The organism is Mesobacillus subterraneus (assembly GCF_003937825.1).
Taxonomy (GTDB): domain Bacteria; phylum Bacillota; class Bacilli; order Bacillales; family Cytobacillaceae; genus Mesobacillus; species Mesobacillus subterraneus.
In genome coordinates this window covers 146,513-166,596 of record NZ_RSFW01000003.1, presented here as the reverse complement: position 1 = coordinate 166,596, position 20,084 = coordinate 146,513, and the positions used below count along the sequence as shown (strand labels likewise).

The 20,084-nt window shown below is 44.1% G+C and carries 16 protein-coding genes; 8 read left to right on the top strand and 8 right to left on the bottom strand.

What is annotated here, in order from left to right:
• Positions 1–388: 388 nt before the first annotated feature.
• A complete protein-coding gene (locus EJA10_RS03040; protein ID WP_125478531.1) occupies positions 389–571 on the bottom strand; it encodes a hypothetical protein in 183 nt (60 codons plus the stop codon).
• A gap of 195 nt (positions 572–766) precedes the next feature.
• On the opposite strand from EJA10_RS03040, the gene cypC reads away from it, so the two are divergent.
• Positions 767–2,011: a CYP152 family fatty-acid peroxygenase CypC gene (cypC, locus tag EJA10_RS03035; protein ID WP_125478530.1), complete on the top strand. Its 1,245-nt coding sequence runs from the start codon at positions 767–769 to the stop codon at positions 2,009–2,011.
• Between the two features lie 52 nt (positions 2,012–2,063).
• On the opposite strand, the gene EJA10_RS03030 is transcribed toward cypC, so the two are convergent.
• Positions 2,064–6,329, bottom strand: a complete 4,266-nt coding sequence (locus EJA10_RS03030; RefSeq protein ID WP_125478529.1) for a S8 family peptidase — start codon at positions 6,327–6,329, stop codon at positions 2,064–2,066.
• 579 nt (positions 6,330–6,908) lie between these two features.
• Between EJA10_RS03030 and cspC the strand changes: the two genes are divergently transcribed.
• A complete protein-coding gene (gene cspC / locus EJA10_RS03025; RefSeq protein ID WP_125478528.1) occupies positions 6,909–7,109 on the top strand; it encodes a cold shock protein CspC in 201 nt (66 codons plus the stop codon).
• Between the two features lie 316 nt (positions 7,110–7,425).
• On the opposite strand, the gene EJA10_RS03020 is transcribed toward cspC, so the two are convergent.
• Positions 7,426–7,620: a hypothetical protein gene (locus EJA10_RS03020; protein WP_125478527.1), complete on the bottom strand. Its 195-nt coding sequence runs from the start codon at positions 7,618–7,620 to the stop codon at positions 7,426–7,428.
• 515 nt (positions 7,621–8,135) lie between these two features.
• Here EJA10_RS03020 and EJA10_RS03015 point away from each other — a divergent pair.
• Both EJA10_RS03015 and EJA10_RS03010 read left to right on the top strand, forming a co-directional pair.
• Complete coding sequence (locus EJA10_RS03015) at positions 8,136–9,131, top strand: permease (RefSeq protein WP_125478526.1); 996 nt, start codon at positions 8,136–8,138, stop codon at positions 9,129–9,131.
• 11 nt (positions 9,132–9,142) lie between these two features.
• A complete protein-coding gene (locus EJA10_RS03010; protein WP_125478525.1) occupies positions 9,143–10,087 on the top strand; it encodes a TIGR03943 family putative permease subunit in 945 nt (314 codons plus the stop codon).
• A gap of 27 nt (positions 10,088–10,114) precedes the next feature.
• On the opposite strand, the gene EJA10_RS03005 is transcribed toward EJA10_RS03010, so the two are convergent.
• From EJA10_RS03005 to EJA10_RS02985, 5 genes are all read right to left on the bottom strand, one after another.
• Positions 10,115–10,333, bottom strand: a complete 219-nt coding sequence (locus EJA10_RS03005; protein ID WP_125478524.1) for a hypothetical protein — start codon at positions 10,331–10,333, stop codon at positions 10,115–10,117.
• A gap of 107 nt (positions 10,334–10,440) precedes the next feature.
• Positions 10,441–11,844, bottom strand: a complete 1,404-nt coding sequence (locus tag EJA10_RS03000; protein WP_125478523.1) for a M28 family peptidase — start codon at positions 11,842–11,844, stop codon at positions 10,441–10,443.
• A gap of 156 nt (positions 11,845–12,000) precedes the next feature.
• Entirely contained in the window at positions 12,001–14,604 is a 2,604-nt protein-coding gene (adhE, locus tag EJA10_RS02995; protein WP_125478522.1) for a bifunctional acetaldehyde-CoA/alcohol dehydrogenase, read from the bottom strand.
• Between the two features lie 110 nt (positions 14,605–14,714).
• A complete protein-coding gene (locus EJA10_RS02990) occupies positions 14,715–14,942 on the bottom strand; it encodes a hypothetical protein (RefSeq protein WP_125478521.1) in 228 nt (75 codons plus the stop codon).
• Positions 14,943–15,054: 112 nt separating this feature from the next.
• On the bottom strand, positions 15,055–15,942 hold the full coding sequence (locus EJA10_RS02985) for an oxidoreductase (protein WP_125478520.1): 888 nt from the start codon (positions 15,940–15,942) through the stop codon (positions 15,055–15,057).
• A gap of 123 nt (positions 15,943–16,065) precedes the next feature.
• Here EJA10_RS02985 and EJA10_RS23210 point away from each other — a divergent pair, with 123 nt between their 5' ends.
• The 4 genes from EJA10_RS23210 to qoxC all read left to right on the top strand — a co-directional run bounded on the left by EJA10_RS23210 (position 16,066) and on the right by qoxC (position 20,084).
• Positions 16,066–16,230 (top strand): hypothetical protein, encoded by a 165-nt coding sequence (locus tag EJA10_RS23210; RefSeq protein ID WP_170169048.1) that lies wholly within the window; start codon positions 16,066–16,068, stop codon positions 16,228–16,230.
• 285 nt (positions 16,231–16,515) lie between these two features.
• Entirely contained in the window at positions 16,516–17,520 is a 1,005-nt protein-coding gene (gene qoxA, locus EJA10_RS02980; RefSeq protein ID WP_125478519.1) for a cytochrome aa3 quinol oxidase subunit II, read from the top strand.
• Entirely contained in the window at positions 17,510–19,489 is a 1,980-nt protein-coding gene (qoxB, locus tag EJA10_RS02975) for a cytochrome aa3 quinol oxidase subunit I (RefSeq protein ID WP_125478518.1), read from the top strand. Before qoxA ends, qoxB begins: the two co-directional genes overlap by 11 nt.
• On the top strand, positions 19,479–20,084 hold the full coding sequence (qoxC, locus tag EJA10_RS02970; protein WP_125478517.1) for a cytochrome aa3 quinol oxidase subunit III: 606 nt from the start codon (positions 19,479–19,481) through the stop codon (positions 20,082–20,084). Before qoxB ends, qoxC begins: the two co-directional genes overlap by 11 nt.

The window sequence follows — 20,084 nt, the reverse complement described above, 5'->3', positions numbered from 1 at the left end:
TTGACGCTTGTTTGTTTAGTTTTCAAAGAGCAATGTCGTTGCTGCTGAAGTGACAACTTTTATATAATACCAGATTGCTAGGTTACTGTCAACACTTTTTGAAGTGTATTTTCAGTAATGTTCGCCGTCTGTGTTTTATCATATTAACATCAGTTCTGCCAATTAAACAATCTACAAATAATGGTAATATTGAAAGTGTTATTTTTGCTGCTTTGCTGAGCAGCTAACTTAGAATAACACCTTCCAAGTTTCGAATCAATGTTAATATTGGATGTTTTCATCTAAAATAGGAATTTCCACCGATACCCTAAAACAACTCTCCCTTATATTAATAGAAAAAAGTGATCTGAACCAGATCACTTTCTAACGACAACATATTACCCCTGGCTTACATCCCAGGCTGGTGCTCCTTTAACTGCTGGTCAATGGCCTTATCCCTTTCTCCACCATCTGATAGCTCTTCAGAAAATTCATGTGCCTGAATACCTTTCTTGCCAACAAGCTTTGAGCTTGCGATCGTTTCAGAAGACAGATTATTATTCGGGGCACCTTCATCATTCCATTTTCCCATTAGCTTGACCTCCTTTTCGCTTACTATTTGTAAAATTTTATTTCCTCATTCATTTTCCGTCTTGAAGATAGACCCCCGCGATTAGATGAATAACTTATCGCTTATCTACGGACCATGAAACTGAATGCAAAGTTTATCTTTTTTTAATAGGTGTAAATAGGTAAGAGACCATACAAGGAAAAGGAGCAATTTATTATGAGTATTCCACATGATAAAAGCCTGGACAATAGTATCACTTTAATGAAAGAAGGGTATCTTTTCATTCAAAACCGGATGAAAAAGTACAATTCGGATATATTCACCGCTCGGCTTCTTGGTGAACAGGTGATTTGCATAAGCGGTGAGGAAGCTGCCCGCATCTTTTATGACAATGACCGCTTCCAAAGAAAAGGTGCAGCTCCTAAGCGAATCCAGAAGTCTCTTTTCGGTGAGGATGCCATCCAGACGATGGACGGTCAAAGACACATACATAGGAAATTGCTTTTTATGTCACTCATGACTCCCCCTCAGCAGAAGCTGCTGGGCCAGCTTGTAAGGGAGCAATGGCAGGATTCTGTAACCAAATGGAAAGAAAAGAACGAAGTGATCCTTTTCGAAGAGTCTAAAGAGATATTATGCCGGGTCGCTTGCAACTGGGCCGGTGTCCCTCTTGATGAATCGGATGTCAAAGAGCGGGCTGAAGATTTTATGAACATGGTTGATGCTTTTGGTGCAGTAGGCCCTAGACATTGGAAAGGGCGCAGATCGAGAACCAAAACCGAAGAATGGATTGAAGAAATTATTAAGGAGGTCCGCTCCGGAAAAATATCAGCTCGTGAGGGATCAGCAATCTACGAAATAGCTTTTCATAAACAGCTTGACGGGAGTCTATTGGATTCACATATGGCAGCTGTCGAGTTGATCAATGTCTTGAGGCCCATTGTAGCAATCGCCACATTCATTACTTTTTCTGCGTTGGCCCTTCATGAACACCCTGAGGCAAGAGAGAAACTTCAATCCGCTGATGATGCTTATTTTGAAATGTTCGTAAATGAGGTAAGAAGATTTTATCCGTTTGGCCCATTCCTGGGGGCAAGGGTCAAAAAGGATTTTATATGGCAGGAAGCTGAATTCCAGGAGGGGATGCTCGTCCTTCTTGATATGTTTGGAACCAATCATGATCCCCGATTATGGGAAAATCCCCTGCAATTTTTCCCGGAACGATTTAACGATTGGGACGGCAATCTGTTTGACTTTATCCCGCAGGGTGGAGGCGATCCTGCAAAAGGCCACCGATGCCCAGGTGAAGGGATTACCATAGAAGTCATGAAAGAGACAGTAGCATTTCTTGTGAATGATATTGAGTTTCACGTGCCTGAACAGGATTTGAACTACAGTCTTGTCAGGATGCCAACTCTGCCTGAAAGTGGGTTTATCATCAGCAACATCACTTTAAAATGAAAAAATGGAGCTATCCGCCATCAGCGGAGGGCTCCACTTTTTGAACTAAATCCTAGTTTTTCTTCTTAACGTTGATGAACAACTTTCCATCTGCGGTCTTTCTTGTTTCATTACCATAGGAATCTACAGCTTTCACTTCAATGACCGCTCCATCCGCCACCATATCTTTCGTAGCTGTGTAGTATCCCACATAATAACCCGGAGATACCTCACGCAATGGAAGTTCAGTTGCATTTGTTGTCTGCACATTTGTCAAAGGCATGTGAAGGACGAACGTGGCATCAAGATCAGCTTCGCTGGTGAACTCTATTTTTACGCTTTCACCTTTCTTGAGCGTCACATCCTCTGCCGGTTTCAAATCTGAAATGACTGGTGCGGTGAATTTTACATCGACATTGATTGCTTGTTCTGAAGTGTTGCCCGCTTTATCCTTAGCAACAACTTTGATTTCATTGTCACCTTCATCCAGCATGACTCTCGCAGAATATTTGCCCCCCTCTACCTTGGCTGCCGTTCCGTTAACGGTTACTTCTTCCAGGTAGTCATCGGCGATCGTGCCAGTAACTGTCACTGTTTCTTTATTGATCTTGCTGCCATCTGCTGGTGAAGTGATTGCCAATTCAGGAGCATGCGGATCATAACTCACAACAACGGCCTCAGACGCGTCTGTAACTCCCTGCACTGTTGAAGCTTTAGCCGTCAGGATGTTTTCACCTTCCTGAAGTTCAACGTCCACTTCGTAAGAACCCTCATCACTTGCACCAACTGTGGCAATTTCTTCACCATCATTGTAGATATGAACGGTGGTTGTCGGTGCTGCTTCACCTTTGACAGTTACCGTTCCTTCATTTGTATATGCACCATCGACAGGAGAGGAAATGGTCGGAGCCGTTACCTCGTAATCTACGACAGCACGGATCATATAGTTCCCCTCAGCTTCCGGAGAAGGTGACCATGCACCGCCAACGAGTTGCCAGCTTCTTAAAGCTTTAGGGCCGTTTTCGTCGGTTGCAAGTCCTGGAGATACGGTATTGATACCAGCCTGGATGTATACAAGATAGAAATCTCCTTCTACCACAATTCCATTGCTGCTTAAATCAACATGTGTCCACTCGCCATTTCTAAGTGCAGTTGCGTCGATTGGCCCTGCTAACTTCTTCCCTGGGCCGCCATCTGTTCCTGTAGCGTCATAAACGGCAACTTTGAATGCTGTGCCACCAGGGACAGGCCATTCCGTATCCCAGAAGCGGAATAAACCGCCCGTGACCAATGCTTTTTTATTGCCCTTCGCCAGGGACATTTTTACTGCCCATCCATTGCCAGCGTCATAAAATGCTCTTGCATTTTCAGCAGTTCCATCATCATAGCCAATTTCACCTGGATATCCAATGAATGGCTTGATCTCAAAGTTCAGCTCGACATTGCCCTGAAGATCGACTTCAGCTTCCTGGCTGTAGTAATGCGGAGCGATCACCTTTAACGTATACTCACCTTCATATGCTGTCAGAGAGTAATGTCCGTTTTCATCAGTTGAAACTGGTGCGATATTCGCATCCTCAACAAGATACACAGTCGCACCCGAAACAGGTTCCCCAGTTGCTTTGTTAGTGATGGTTCCTGTAACTGTACCCTTAGGAAGCTCCTCAAGATTAAAGTTGGCGGTCGCCTCTCCATCTTGTGCAATCTCTACCGTTTGGGTTTGGGTACGGAAACCATAAGCTTCTGCCATAACTGTAAAGCTGCCTGCAGCATGGGTCATTTCGTAACTACCGTTCGCAGGGTTGGTTTTAACTGAACGACCAGATTCCACTACTGTCACAACTGCCTGCATTGGCAGTGCCATTGGTGACGCAGCATTTTCAACTTTTTTAACATTAGGAAGTGTCATGGCAATCTTATTCGGATCCACTTCCTCTTTCATGCTTGCTTTTGAATCGTCCTTGCCAGCATCTGCCGGTGCCAGAGAAGGGTTTTCCAGTGGGGTATCCGCCAGGCGGACATCATCCAGATACCAGCCATCCCTAACTACACTGCCATCCGTTGTGACGTTGAAGGCAATATAGATTCTTTGGCCCGCATATTCACTTAAGTCTACTTCCCCGTCAATCCAGCCATTAGATAAGTTGTTCACACGCAGTTTCTGGACCCAGTTCACTGCATCAGTTGAAACAAAGACATGGCCGTAATCATAGTTTCTTTCTAGGTTATACCACTGCTTGAACTGCAGATAACTGCTGCCTTCCGGCAAATCGACCGGCGGCATTTGCAAAGACATGTTCGCACGGTTCTGGTATGTGCCTGCTAATGTTGTTCCATATACCTTTTCACCTGAGAATGCCGAACCAGGACCAGATGTCGGAGTCCCCCATTCCCAGCTGTTGGCGTCCCCGTATGTTGTCCAGCCGGCAGTATCATTTTCAAAATCTTGATCATATCCAACCGTGATCCCCGGCAATACTGTAACACGATGTTCACTTACTGTTTCATTGCCGCCAAAATCCACTGCCTTCCACTTGTAATTGAACTCGCTGCCAGAAATAGCCTCACCTGGCACATCTGCTCGATAGTTTCCATTTTTATAGTCTCCACCTGTTCGTACTGCAGAAACAGAAGTCCACGATCCATCCTCCAATTGATACTCAAGTGCTACATTTGTTACACTGATGTTGTCGGCAGCTGAAGCCTCTAAGTTAATTGGCATTCCTGCGAAAACCGTGGCAGGTTGGGAATGATCCAATACCGGTGCTTCACTGTCGTCTCCATCTTTCGTTACCTGGCCTTTCACCTTCCCCAACCCGGATACTACGGATGACACGGCATCGAATACATTCAATAATCCAGCGCCATATCCGTTATTAGGAGATTGAGGGAATGTACTGTCTGTTAAAGGCTGAGCTGTTGTCATGATAATTTCTTCAAGATCATCAACAGTCAGGCTTGAATTTGCCTGCAGCAATAACGCGATTGCCGCAGATACATGCGGTCCTGCCATTGAAGTTCCGTTCCATCCGCCTTCATACCCGCTTCCTGGAACTGAAGAGCGAATATTGACTCCAGGGGCTGAAAGTTCCGGTTTGATCTCTCCATATGGAGATGGTCCTTGCAATGAGAAACCTGCTAAGTTATTGTTGATATCCGTTGCTCCAGTAGCTACTGATTCAGGATAGTTGGCTGGGTTAGCCACAGATCCCGGTCCGCCAGGATTACTGAAAGTTGTATTGCCCGCGGAGAATTCAGGGAAGATTTCAGCCGCTCTCCAGGCCTGAACCATTGGACGATACCACTCATTCATCCCTGGTCCGCCGCCCCACGAGTTGTTAACTACATCAGGCGCCAAATCCGGGTTTCCATTAGGAGCCAGGATCCACTCACCCGCTTCCAATAAATCAACATCCGTTCCTCCGGAAGCTGTGAACGCCTTTACAGCGATCCATTTAGCTCCAGGTGCGACTCCGATTGCATTTGAACCGTCTGCTTCAACACCCACCATTGTACCGGTTACGTGAGTCCCATGTCCGTGGTCATCATATGGTGCGGATTGCCCGCGGACAGCGTCAAACCAGTGATCAGCATGAGAAACCTCACCAGTTGCCGAGTCATAACCTCGATATTGCGACTGTAAAGCCGGGTGATTCCACTGAACACCAGTATCAATAGAAGCAACCGTTATTCCGCTGCCATCTATCCCCATGTCCCAAACCGCCGGTGCTCCAACCCGTTCAATATTCCACTCAACCGAAGTGGTTTTAGCCGCAGGATCCTGAACAGCTACCGCTGACTTTTCCGGAACAAACAGCTGCCTTGTCTCATTTGGAAGGATTTTATCAACTTCCTGGAAACCAGCTACTTTTTCCATTACTTCTTTTGTAGCTGTTACGGCAATTCCATTCACCACAAAATAGGAATGAACATCTTTTGCGATTCCTTTTTGCTCCTGTTCTTTCAGATATTGGAGTACATCATATTGTGTTTCCTGGGCTTTAGCCTTCAGCTCTGATACGATCGTCGAGCGCTTCTTTGATTTGGCCTTAGCCGGAGTAGCTTTCTTTAAACTCGCCTTTTGATCAGCCACCTTGGCAACAGCATTTGTGTCAACCTGTTCCTTCATTTTAATCAGAAAGGTGACTTTTTCCTGTTTCCCAAATTGATCATATAACTTCTGATTAACCTTTTGTCTTGCTGTCTGAATCGTTTCTTTAGCAGAAACACTTACTCCTTTGTTGGCCGCTGCAGTATTCATCTGAGGCTGCAGAAGCATGGGCAACACTAGTGCGGTCGTGAGAAGAACGGATAATAATCTTTTTTGCTTACGTTTCATCCACTTACCTCCTAAGTATTTTCCTGTTTTAAACCGATTGCGATCCTCCTTCCATCGCAGATTCTATGTAAAAATAGGTGCTAACTAAAAAATAGCCCTTTAAAGCTTGTATTTGTGTCGAATTATAGGTGTAAAATCTGAATATTCTGGAAATGCTTAGAAAGTCAGTGTTGGGAAAATAGGAAAATAAATCCAAATAGGTGTATCTTAAGGGAATGATGCAGGTAGAATCAAACTTAATGACTAATTTACCATTTGAAACAAGGGAATCATTTTATCAGGGAAAGGAAATGGCAGAAAAATCCTCCTTTCATACGATTAAGTAGATTTAAGAATGAAGCGAAACGCCTTTTACTAGTAAAAAAGACATTCAATAATATAAAATATCTCATCTGCTCGGGGACTTATGGTGGATTATCGATGAAAACATAGATTTCATTTGCTATTTCTTCCACATCCTGTTACTATTAAGGAGAATTATTTTTGTTCGGTGTAAAGGATAGAAATTATTTCGTCTTAATGATCACTTTGGGCAAGGATAGTAACATATGTGCGTAAAGCACTGGGAGGTAAACAGGAATGGAACAAGGTACAGTAAAATGGTTTAACGCAGAAAAAGGTTTTGGATTCATCGAGCGCGAAGGTGGAGACGACGTATTCGTACACTTCTCTGCTATCCAGTCTGAAGGTTTCAAATCATTAGACGAAGGTCAAAAAGTATCTTTCGACGTTGAGCAAGGCGCTCGCGGACCACAAGCTGCTAACGTTCAAAAACTTTAATCATAAAGTTTTATGAATAAAAAGAAGGTTCCTAAGGGAACCTTCTTTTTCTATTGTATTAAACGACTCATAGCCTTCTGTTTATAAAACTACATTACACCAGGTCTGAATATTTCAAAATAATATAAACTCAGAATTGCTCTGAAATTAGCTTCTTTAAACAAAAAAATGATCAGATTTCGCAAATTGATAGCAAGCTTATAATCCTTCGACTGGACAATCCCCATGGCGACAAGGTTCCAAAACCATTTTTTATAGGTGATCTGTGGTCAGGCTGGATGACCTTTCACTCCCTCTTCTTGATATCATAGTGTTCTCAAATCAAGACAATGACGATATCCAAAATGGATGCCGTTGTCAGAGCAATGATCACGAATTGATTGGACGTCTGCCAGCGGCCGCTTTCCTTGAGACTCCTCTTCTTTTCCACTTGCTTCGCTTCATGTATTTTTATTTCTTCCTTAAAAATAGACTCCGCTTTCAATGGATCTGTTTTTCTTTTATCAGCCACTTCCTCGTTAACAGAGGAAACTCCTAATACCAGTGATGACATCAATAAAAAGTATAGAACAAAAAAAGTGATGCTTTTTTTGTTGGACTATTTATCAGTATTTTCACCCCAACACCCTTTCCCAAAAGGTTAACTCGCGAACAAATCATGTTAATTTTTCCACAACTAAGAGAGAGGACATAGTGCACAAATAGATAAGTCCTTTGGTAGCCGTGCCCTTTTATTAAAATAAAAGATGATACAATTATAAACCGTAATGATTACGAAAATCGTTTACAAACATTTTCTGATGAATTAAACTATAAAACGTAATGATTGCGATTGTTCCCTTTTCGCTAAAAACTTATTTGCGTCTTCTGTTCCATTCCTGAAACTTTAAAAATTTAAATGCATTGATAAATTCTCATCACTGTTGCTATTTAAAAGTTTAATATAGAAGTCATTCTGAATCTATCAACATGAATAAACTCATTTCTTTTTTAATATATTCATAAAAAGATCATAAGGAGGTAAAAATGATCAAGCTGTTGCGTTCAAATATTATTGATATAACTGGTTTTGCCGTTGTCTTAGCATTATTATGGTTCATCACACTTGGATCTGGATTGAAGGGATCCATTGAGATCCCCTCCTCTCTATTAAACCTGAATACGATTTTCCTTAGTATTTTAATAGAAGCCTTTCCGTTCGTCCTTATCGGTGTATTAATTGCAGGAATGATCCAAATTTTCGTCACGGAGGAGCACATCAGCAGGTGGATCCCCAAAAATAAATATATGGCGATTGTGATGAGCTGCAGTGTGGGAGCCCTGTTTCCGGCCTGCGAGTGTGGAATTGTACCCATCATCAGGCGCCTTGTCGGAAAAGGGGTTCCGGTTGCCGCTGCCATCGGCTTCATGCTTACTGGCCCGCTGATCAACCCGATTGTTATCGCTTCTACATACATGGCGTTTGGCAATGATGCAAAAATCGCTGCGTTAAGAATGGGGCTGGGATTTGGTATTGCCCTGATTGTGGCATTGATTATTGGGAGCCTGTTCAAAGGGACTCAGTTTAAAAAGTCTGTATCAATAGTGAGTCATTCCCATTCAAATAACAAAAAATTCCTAGAAAAATTCTGGGCCATGCTGCAGCATTCAATCGATGAGTTCTTTGATATGGCCAAGTACTTGGTTGCAGGTGCATTCCTTGCAGCCCTGGTCCAGACCTATATGCCTGCAAGGACCCTTCTGGAAATTGGGAGCGGCACTGCTGCGTCCCTCGCTGTGATGATGGGACTTGCATACTTCCTGTCCCTCTGCTCCGAAGCGGACGCGTTCATCGGCGCTTCATTCAGCAGTATTTTTCCGCAAACATCCATACTCGGCTTTTTGATTTTCGGTCCAATGATTGATTTGAAAAATACGTTGATGATGCTGAGTGTTTTCCGCATGAAATTTGTCATGACTGTCCTGGCTGCCGTAGCTGGAACCGTCTTTATCACACTGATGCTGCTCAGCAGCCTGTTATAGGAGGTGCGTCAATGACTTTCCATCCGCAGCAAGCAGGAAGAGCGCTCATATTGCTGGGCTTTTCTGTACTGCTTTATATGATGCACACTTCAGGTGAAATCCTGTTGTTCATCAACCCTAAATATTTATTGCTAAGCCAGGCGGCTGCCTTTTTATTCATGATTTTATTTTTCATTCAAATTACAAGAGTTTGGACGGTAAAAGAGAGCCATGCACACGATGGATGCAGCCAGGCAGAGGATTGCTGTTCACATAATCATGATCATGGTGACTCTCCTTTCTCAGTAAAAAAGGCAATCTCCTATTCTATTATCGTCTTTCCTTTGCTGACCGGTTTTATGCTGCCTGCAAAGGTCCTTGATTCTTCAATCGCGGATAAGAAAGGTGCGATGCTTTCTATTGCAGGATCGAGCAAGAACGGGAATAAGCAATCACCAGAGGAAGGCCAATCAATCCCTGCTGAAGATCAGCAATCAGGAGAAGATTATATACCAGAGGACGATACCGCAATCGTAACTGGTTATGAAAACCAAAAGACTGAGGCCGAGTATAATCAGCTTATGAAACAATTGGAACATGGTGAAATCATTCAGTTTAATGATAGTATCTATTCGAGTTATTACGAGGAAATCAGTTCGGATATTAATAAATTCCAAGGTCGGAAGGTTAGCCTGAATGGGTTCGTTTACAAGGAAGACAGCTTTTCTGATAACCAGCTCGTTGTATCAAGATTCCTTGTCACCCACTGCGTTGCAGATGCCAGCATCATCGGATTCCTCTCTGAGTTTCCTGATGCAGCAAAAATCGAAAAGGATTCTTGGATCAAGATTGAAGGTATCATAGAGAATGGGACCTATATGGATACGCCGATTCCTTTGGTCAAAGTAACGAACTGGGAGGAAGTAAGCGAGCCCGAATCCCCTTATCTATATCCAATCAGCATTAAAAGAAATTAAGCATGGGAGCTCTCCCATGCTTGTTTTTTAGTACATTAACCTTCTTCTCCAGTAAAGCCATAAACCCAATCCGATAGGGCCGGTGAAAATGGTCGCCACCCAAAACAGGTGCTTCTTATAGCCGATAAGATATTTGTCCGAGTCGTAATACACCCATATGGACATAACAATGAAGATCGTAAATAAAAATGCCTTCTCCATCTGGAAGCCGCTGAAATCCGTCCGATTCGCCATATTCCAGCCCATTGCTTTCCTCCTCAAAAAAAGATTTCCTTTTTATACGAATGGCTCCCGAAAAAGTTCCAAACAAAAAACCAGGCCACCCACAACAGGCGGCCTGGTGATCTTATTGATTATTTTACTTCCTGCTCGAAGTATAAGTGAGGAACTTTTTGCTCTTTTCCTCTTTCCGCTTTAGGTCCCTGGTTTTCAGGACGGACGATATCATAAACAGCTGTTCCGATGATTTCCGCTACGTCCTGAAGCTTTTCCTTGCTGATTTTGTCAATTGTATCCTCTGGAGTGTGGTACCATGGCTCTAGCGGTCTGTGGATAAATGAGCCTGAAGCGATTCCGCCTTCATAGAAAGCAACATGGTCACTGCTGCCCCCCATCTGGATCGGTGTTGGCTCACCGTTCAGACGAGCACTGGATGCCTGGGCAGTCTGGGAAACAATATTCTGGTTGCCATCGACGGTATTGATCACCAGATGACCAGCGTCCCTGCTGCCTACCATGTCCATATTGAAGTAACCGACAAAGCGGTTCTTTTCCTCTTCTGAAAGTTGGCTGACATAATAGCGAGAACCGATTAAGCCAAGCTCCTCAGCACCAAAAGTGATGAAACGCATTTCCATATTCGTCGGCAGATCCTTCATGACGCGGGCTAACTCCAGTGTCATCGCTGTACCGGAAGCATCGTCATTCGCGCCTGGTGCACCAGGAACAGAATCATGGTGGGCACCCATTGCAAGGATTGTATCTTTGCCTTTATTTTTATTCGTAGGTGCTTTTGTCGCGATAACGTTGTAGGACGTTCTCGTTCCACCCTCTGCACCTTCAATGTTAATTGACCCTGTCAAATTTTCACCGTTGTTCAGCTTGTCCACTAATGCTTGTCCAACTTCCTGTGTAATGGCCACGGCAGGTACATAGGCATCATTTGGTGCTCCGAACGTTCCGTTCAGATCTCCAGCTGCATTGTTAAAAATAATGACTCCTGCTGCCCCATTCGCAGCTGCGTTCAAGACTTTATCAGCAAATGAAATAGAACCGCGCTGAATCAAAGCGATTTTCCCTGTCACATCAACGCTATTAAAATCACTTGCTTGTCCCAATCCAGCATAAACCAATTCACCTGAAGCAGTTCCATCCATCCCATATGTAAAGGACTTAGGCTTGATTTCACCAGAATAACCATCAACTTTCAGTTCGACCGTATGTGGTGCTGTATAACCATAGAAAGTAAATTCCTGAAGCTCTGTTTCAAAACCGTATGACTCGAATTGCTCCTTGACATATTGAATCGCCTTATGCTCCGCTTCTGTACCCGCAACTCGAGGGGTTCTTGAAAGATACTCAATGTTATTGTAGATATTCTCGACATTAATGTTGTTGAGGACCTTGTTGTCAAACACATTGAATGGCTGAACCTGTTGCGAACTTTCGGCAGGCTTCGCATAGATTGCCTGCGCTCCCAAGGTACTTACTGCTAGACCTGCTGCTAATGCGATTGATAGATACGGCTTCTTCTTCATACATTACCTCCTGGATTAGTAAAATAGTTACCCGGGATAAATAATATAATATTCTAAAAATAAACAATAGTTAATAAATACCTATTTTTACTAGGTTGATAGTACTATTTTCATCAAATAGAAAAGGATGGAATCAAAGATCCCATCCTTTTTCTCCTAAACTCCTTTATAGGCTAATCGATAAATTTCAGCTAACTCTGAAACGAGCGGAAGCTTGGGGTTGGCAGTCGTGCATTGATCTTCGAATGCCCGATCCGCAAGTAGGTCTACTTTTGCCTCGAACTCGGCCTGATCCACTCCATTTGCTTCAATGCTCATCGGGATATCCATTTCACGGGCCAGCTTGATGATGGCCTGGACGAGACTTTCTACGCCTTCTTCCGTCGTCCGTGCAGGCAATCCTAATATTCGTGCTATTTCAGCATAGCGCTTGTCGGCAACGAAGCTCTCATACTTCGGAAAGGCGGTGAATTTCTTCGGTTTCATTGCATTATACCGGATGACATGCGGCATCAGGATTGTATTTGAGCGTCCATGGGCGATATGGAATTCAGCCCCCAGCTTGTGGGCAAGGCTGTGATTGATTCCAAGGAACGCATTGGCGAAAGCCATACCGGCAATCGTTGATGCATTATGCACCTTTTCGCGGGCCACCTCATCATTTCCATTTCGATAGGCTCTAGGCAAGTATTCAAATACCAGCTGAATTGCTTTGATCGCCAGGCCATCTGTATAATCATTCGCCATGCAGCTGACATAGGCTTCGATTGCATGGGTTAGAACATCCATCCCTGTGTCGGCAGTGATGTGCTTCGGTACAGTCATCACAAACTGAGGGTCGACAATCGCTACGTCCGGAGTCAATTCATAATCTGCCAGAGGATATTTGATGTTCGCTTTTTTATCGGTGATGACCGAGAACGACGTGACCTCAGAGCCGGTGCCAGAGGTAGTCGGGATTGCGACAAACTGAGCTTTTCTGCCGAGATGCGGATATTTCACAATTCGCTTCCTGATATCCAGGAACTTTTGCTTCAGCCCATGGAAATCTGCATCAGGATACTCGTAGAACAGCCACATTCCTTTCGCAGCGTCCATCGCAGAGCCGCCGCCAAGCGCGATGATGACATCCGGCTGGAAGCTCGCCATCATCTCAGCTCCTTTCATGACTGTTTCGATCGATGGATCCGGTTCTACATCTGAGAAAATCTCACAGTGGACGTAGTCAGGGCGTTTTCTCAAGTGATACAGAACTCTATCGACATACCCTAATTTAACCATGCCTGGGTCAGTAACGATAAAGGCCTTCGAGATTTTTGGCATTTTTGCAAGATATTGCGTGGAGTTCTTTTCGAAATATATTTTTGAAGGCACTTTAAACCACTGCATATTCACATTCCTTCTCGCAACTTTTTTCACATTGATCAGGTTGATGGCGCCTACGTTTGTTGAAACAGAGTTTCCGCCATATGTTCCGCAGCCCAGCGTTAATGATGGCAAGTAAGCATTGTATATATCTCCGATGGCTCCCTGTGAAGACGGGGCATTCACGATCACACGTCCTGCCTTCATCCTCAATCCGAATGCTTTAATCACTTCATCACTTGTCGAATGGATGACAGCTGAGTGTCCAAGTCCGCCAAACTCAAGCATTTCTTCCGCACGTTTCAATCCTTCATCTGTTCCATTCACTTTATAACAGGCTAATACAGGGCTTAGTTTTTCACGTGAAAGCGGATATTGGGAACCTACACCTTGTAGCTCAGCAACAAGTATTTTTGTTTCCTCTGGTACTGCCACGCCTGCCATTCCAGCAATTTTGTGCGCTGCCATCCCTACAATGTCGGCATTAACTGCACAGGATTGCTCATTGATGACGAGCTTCTCGACTTTTGCCCTTTCTTCATCGTTCAAGAAATAGCAGTGATTATCGATCATTTCTGTTTTTACTTCATGGTAAATTTCCTTATCAATGATGACTGCCTGCTCAGATGCACAGATCATCCCGTTATCGAATGTTTTCGATAAAATCAAGTCATTGACAGCGCGTTTTACATTGGCCGTCCTTTCAATATAACAAGGCACGTTACCAGGTCCTACTCCTAAAGCCGGTTTGCCGGAGCTGTATGCCGCTTTCACCATACCTGCACCGCCTGTCGCTAAAATCAACGAGATTTTCGAGTGATTCATCAATGACTGAGTCGCTTCGAGTGACGGTTTTTCGATCCACTGGATGCAATCTTCAGGGGCACCAGCTTTGATGGCGGCGTCGCGCAAAATTCTGGCCGCCTCGCTTGAGCATTTTTGAGCGGACGGGTGAAAGGCGAAAATGATTGGATTTCTCGTTTTAATAGAAATCAAGGCTTTGAACATCGTAGTGGAAGTAGGGTTCGTGACAGGAGTGACCCCGGCAATCACCCCTACTGGTTCAGCAATGGTGATGATGCCCTCATGGTTATTTTCATCGATGATTCCGGCTGTTTTATCATATTTTATGTTATGGTAGACATACTCTGTCGCAAACATATTTTTGATAATCTTATCCTCATAGACTCCCCGCTTCGTTTCTTCCACGGCCATTTTCGCAAGCGGCATATGTTGATCAAGTCCAGCAAGAGCCATGGCCTTGACGATAGAATCGATCTCCTCCTGATTCAGTTCACGCATTTTTGAGAGAGCTGACAGTCCTTTTGTAACGAGAGTGTCGATCATTTTGTCCACCGTTTTGATTTCCTTTACCATTTTTTCAGTTGTTGCCATTCCATTGACCTCCATTCATTATTCCATGTGAAATGTTTTTGAAATACGTAGTGCAAGTAGACTGTATTTAGTTTATGTGAAACATTTCACATAAAGACCTAAAAAAAATATTACTCACAAACTGGGTTTCTCGGAATCTTTTCAAAAGATAAATCCGTGATGAATTTGGTTGATCGTTTGACAATCACCACATAGTTGACTGTCCAGATATACGCGGGGATGTTTTCATCACCCTTAAACATCATGGCCTCGAATTCATCACCTATGGCATCCTCGATCATATCCTTTGTATACAATTCCGTATCAGTCGCAAAAGGCTTGAATTCACAATACATCATGGTAACCACTCCTTTATCTTTTTCTAGTTTAAGATTATCACATAAATCGCCTTAAAGTTTGTGAAATATTGAACAAAGTATGAAAAATAAAGAGACCCACAAAAGTGAGACTCTAAAACTCATACTTCACACCTGTCAATTGTTCAGACACGGACCATAATTTCTTCATCGTTTCTTCATTATAAACACCCTGAGCAGGTGTCTCAATTGCCGGTTTTCCCTTCCGGTTTCCTCTGCCATCCGGACCGATATATTCCCCACCCTTCAAGCTCCCTTCCGTTGCAGCGTGAATCGTCGGCAAGGCGCCTTTTTCGGCAGGTTGAGATAAGAGGGCCATTAATCCTTTGATGAAGGCAGGAGTCTTTGCCTTACCCAGATTGAAAAGATTTGTGTTCGAGATCCCTGGATGGCAGGCGACACTGATGGTGTTGATTCCATGCTGCTTCAATCGATTGTCGAGCTCTTTTGCGAATAACAGGTTGGCAAGCTTGCTTTGCCCATAGAATTTCATCGCCTTGTACCCTTTTGATCCATCAAGATTGTCAAAATCAATCGAAGCACCTCTGTGGGCAATACTGCTCAAAGTCACAACTCGCGACCCAGGGGTACTCTTTAACAAAGAAAGCAACAAGCCCGTCAAGGCAAAATGGCCAAGGTGATTGCTTCCAAACTGTAACTCAAAGCCATCTTTTGTTTTCCCGTATGGAGGAATCATCACACCGGCATTATTGATGAGGACCTGTAATGATGAGTGTTTTTCTTTAACAGCAGATGCGAAGCTGCGCACGCTTTGTAAATCTGCTAAATCCAGCTTCATCAACTCAACAGAAGCCGGATTAATTTCTTCTTTGATAGAAGCAAGGGCTGCTTCCCCTTTTTCCATATTTCGAACAGCAAGAATTACATGTGCTCCTTTTGCAGCCAGATGCCTGGCGGCTTCAAAGCCGATCCCGCTGTTTGCTCCTGTAATGATGACTGTTTTTCCAGTTAAGTTCGCCATTCCATTCCACCCCGAAAAAGTATTATATCAATCGTATGGTAACACAATTGGGCTAAATAACCATTGATTTTGTTGCAGAGTTAAACCATACTAAACACATAGGAATTATAGGAGGAGATAAATGTGAACTTTTTTAAAGAAAAGTGTCCTCATTGCAAAGAAATACTGCAGCTGAAAAATAATCCTGATTCTAAATCGATTATCATAAAAGAATGTCCAGCTGGACACTATCAAAAAGAATTCCACCCGGCACTCGAGACTTATATAGAAAGCCATAAAGTATCCTGATCAGCAGAGCCTCTACTAATAGGCTCTGTTTTTTTGCGTCAATAGGGATTTCAATAATTTCACCAAGCTGACATTAATTGTTTTCATAATTTGTTCACAATTGACATCAAAATCGTCATAATTTGCATGTTAGAATGATTACAAATAAGCGGTGTGATATTTATCACACCCTCTTTTACCACAACTTACCGTTCACAAAGGGCTAAATTTCAAAAACTTTGTGAACAAATGAACATTAGTTTGTGATAAAATGAACAATGTTGAAATTTGAAAGGAGCTGCAGTGATGAAGAAATCCAAAGTACTACTGGTTTCCCTCACCTCAATCATGGCTGTGCTGTTGCTAAGCGGCTGTGAAAATAATATGGTGGTATTCAATCCAGAGGGACCAATTGCCAGACAAATTACGGAGTTAATCAACTTTTCTATCGCGCTGATGCTGCTGGTTACCGTCGTTGTTTTCGGACTGTTTGGGTTCATTGTCTGGAAATACCGTGAGCGCAAGGACAATATGGATTACGAGCCGCCAGAAGAACATGGCAGCACAGTATTAGAAATTATTTGGACAGTGATTCCAATCCTGATTATCATTGCGTTGACCATTCCTACTGTTAAAACGATATATGCTATAGATGAAATTCCTAAGGGCTATGAAGACCAAGAGCCCCTTGTCATACATGTTACTTCCGCTGATTGGAAATGGATCTTCAGTTATCCTGAGCAAGGGATCGAAACAGTCAACTATGTGAACATACCTGAGGATCGCCCAATCGACTTCAAGCTGACATCTGCCGGTACGATGCAAAGCTTCTGGATTCCAGCGCTTGCTGGCCAGAAATATACGATGGCCAAAGCAGAAACCCAGCTGTACCTTGTAGCGGACAATCCTGGTTCGTATGTTGGCAAGAACACCAACTTTAATGGCCAGGGATATGCTGGCATGGAATTCGAGGTCCTGTCCCAGACACAGAAGGATTTTGATCAATGGGTTCAGGACGTGAAAGAAACAGCTCCAAAAATGACTTTGGAGGAATATGAAAAGATGCTTGAGCCTTCACATCTTGGCCGCAAGACATTCTCAAACACTCACCTTGAGTGGGTCGACCATTCCGATCCGCATTCAAAGAACTATACGAATCCGGAAATGTACGATCGTGGACATGGCTGGCCAGGCAAGATTTTCGAGGACAAGGATAATTACAAGAATAAAGACGGCAACAACTCAGAATCTATAAATCATAAAGAATCAGAAAATGAGGATTCTCACGGGGGTGACCATAGTGGGCATTAAATGGGATGAATTTTTCGTAACTGGCGATCCGCTGATTTTCGCTTCCCAAATCGGGATTGCTCTGACATTGATTGGTGCTCTTGCCGGCATCACTTATTTTAAAAAATGGAATTACCTTTGGACCGAGTGGCTGACAACCGTTGATCACAAGAAAATCGGCATCATGTACATCCTGATGGGTGTCCTGATGTTCGTCCGCGGCGGCATCGACGGCCTGATGATGAAGGGCCAGACCGCTGTTCCTGAAAATGGTTTCCTGAATGCGCAGCACTATAATGAAGTTTTCACCACTCACGGCGTCATCATGATCCTGTTTGTGGCAATGCCCCTGCTTATCGGTTTGATGAACTTCGTCATTCCGCTGCAGATTGGTGCACGTGACGTTGCATTCCCACAATTGAACGCGCTAAGCTTCTGGCTGACTTTCAGCGGTGCGATGCTGTTCAATATTTCATTCATCATCGGTGGATCACCTGATGCAGGCTGGACATCGTACTTCCCTCTTGCCGGGAAAGAATTCAGTCCTGGCATCGGAAACAACTATTACGCGGTAGCCCTGCAGATTGCCGGTGCAGGTACATTGATGACGGGTATTAACTTCGTTGTCACAGTGTTAAAAATGAGAACTAAAGGCATGACATTGATGAAGATGCCGATGTTTACGTGGACATCCTTCATCACGTCGATCATCATCGTCGCAAGCTTCCCGATTTTTACCGTCGCGCTTGCATTGATGACCTTCGACCGTACATTCGGAACACATTTCTTCACGATTTCCGGCGGCGGCATGGATATGCTCTGGGCAAACCTGTTCTGGCTATGGGGCCATCCTGAGGTTTACATTGTAGTCTTGCCAGCGTTCGGGATGCTGTCAGACATTATTTCGACTTTCGCGCGTAAAACGCTTTATGGTTATAAATCAATGGTCATCTCGATTGTGATGATCTCGGTATTAAGTATGCTTGTATGGGTCCATCACTTCTTTACGATGGGCAACAGTGCGGCCGTTAACTCATTCTTCTCAATCACGACAATGGCGATTGCCATCCCGACAGGAGTTAAGGTGTTCAACTGGCTGTTCACAATGAGAAAAGGCCGGATCAAGTTCACAACTGCAATGCTTTGGGCACTTGCGTTCGTTCCGAACTTTGTCATCGGCGGGGTCACTGGTGTCATGCTCGCGATGGCTGCGGCGGACTATCAGTACCACAACACATTGTTCCTTGTGGCGCACTTCCACTATGTGCTGATTCCGGGTGTTGTGTTCCCTATTTTTGCAGGCCTTTACTTCTGGTGGCCTAAGATGTTTGGTTATATGCTGAATGAAAGAATCGGCAAATGGAATTTCTGGCTGTTCGTGGTCGGATTCAATGTCACCTTCATGCCAATGTTCTTCCTAGGCCTTGACGGTGCGGTCCGCCGCGCTTACACATATTCAGCTGAAACAGGCTTTGGGCCGTTGATGATGATCTCAGCCATCGGTTCCATCATCCTTGCAGCAGGTTTCGCAGCGCTTGTCTACAATATTTACTGGAGCGCTCGTTATGCAGACCGCAACATTGGCAACGATCCATGGGATGCAAGAACCCTTGAATGGGCAACTGCTACACCAGTTCAGCATTACAACTTTGCTTCCCTTCCGGAAGTAACAAAGCTTGATGCATTCTGGCATATGAAAAAGAACGACCAGCTTCAGCCATTGAAAGAAGATGAGGTTGAAGAAATCCATTTGCCAAGCAACACATGGATCCCAATTTACATGGGTGTCGTGTTCGGGATTTCAGGATTCCTGCTTGTATTCGAATGGACGATCGCAGCTGCCATCGCGGCAATCGGAATCTTCGCCGGATTGGCATTCCGCTCATTCGACTATGACGAAGGCTTCCATGTTCATAAAGATGAGATTTTAGAAACAGAAGGAATATGGAGAAAAGGCGCGAACAAAGGAGTGAAGAACCATGTCAGCTAAAGTGAATGCCGCTTTGCCGCTTGAATACCAGACAGAACAAAACAGGATGAATATCCTTGGCTTCTGGGTCTTCCTCGGAGCTGAAATCGTCCTTTTCGCCACTTTGTTCGGTGTGTACGGCGTACTCGGTGAACGGTATGCCGGTGGTCCGACGCAAAAGGATATCTTCATCATCAGAGACGTATTGATTCAGACTTCCCTGCTTTTGACCAGCAGTTTTACGATGGGCATCTCGATCTTTGAAATGCGCCGCAGCAATATCAAAGGCATGCTCATGTGGCTCGTCTTTACATTATTGCTCGGCGGAGGCTTCCTGTTCATGGAAGTCAGGGAGTTCATCCATTATGTACACGAAGGTGCCACGATGCAGACCAGTGCTTTCCTTTCCAGCTTCTTCGTCCTGCTCGGAACGCACGGTTTGCACGTAACTATTGGGATCGGCTGGGCCATCCTGCTGATCATCCAGATTCTGCAGCGAGGATTGACACCTGTAACAGCCCGCAAAGCGTTCATCTTCGGACTGTACTGGCACTTCCTTGACGTCGTCTGGATCTTCATCTTCACATTCGTATATTTGCAAGGGTTGGTGATGTAA

Coding starts and splice junctions, on each gene's coding strand:
- EJA10_RS03040 (WP_125478531.1), bottom strand. CDS start 571: ATGGGAAAATGGAATGATGAAGGTGCCCCGAATAATAATCTGTCTTCT.
- cypC (WP_125478530.1), top strand. CDS start 767: ATGAGTATTCCACATGATAAAAGCCTGGACAATAGTATCACTTTAATG.
- EJA10_RS03030 (WP_125478529.1), bottom strand. CDS start 6,329: ATGAAACGTAAGCAAAAAAGATTATTATCCGTTCTTCTCACGACCGCA.
- cspC (WP_125478528.1), top strand. CDS start 6,909: ATGGAACAAGGTACAGTAAAATGGTTTAACGCAGAAAAAGGTTTTGGA.
- EJA10_RS03015 (WP_125478526.1), top strand. CDS start 8,136: ATGATCAAGCTGTTGCGTTCAAATATTATTGATATAACTGGTTTTGCC.
- EJA10_RS03010 (WP_125478525.1), top strand. CDS start 9,143: ATGACTTTCCATCCGCAGCAAGCAGGAAGAGCGCTCATATTGCTGGGC.
- EJA10_RS03005 (WP_125478524.1), bottom strand. CDS start 10,333: ATGGGCTGGAATATGGCGAATCGGACGGATTTCAGCGGCTTCCAGATG.
- EJA10_RS03000 (WP_125478523.1), bottom strand. CDS start 11,844: ATGAAGAAGAAGCCGTATCTATCAATCGCATTAGCAGCAGGTCTAGCA.
- adhE (WP_125478522.1), bottom strand. CDS start 14,604: ATGGCAACAACTGAAAAAATGGTAAAGGAAATCAAAACGGTGGACAAA.
- EJA10_RS02990 (WP_125478521.1), bottom strand. CDS start 14,942: ATGATGTATTGTGAATTCAAGCCTTTTGCGACTGATACGGAATTGTAT.
- EJA10_RS02985 (WP_125478520.1), bottom strand. CDS start 15,942: ATGGCGAACTTAACTGGAAAAACAGTCATCATTACAGGAGCAAACAGC.
- qoxA (WP_125478519.1), top strand. CDS start 16,516: ATGAAGAAATCCAAAGTACTACTGGTTTCCCTCACCTCAATCATGGCT.
- qoxC (WP_125478517.1), top strand. CDS start 19,479: ATGTCAGCTAAAGTGAATGCCGCTTTGCCGCTTGAATACCAGACAGAA.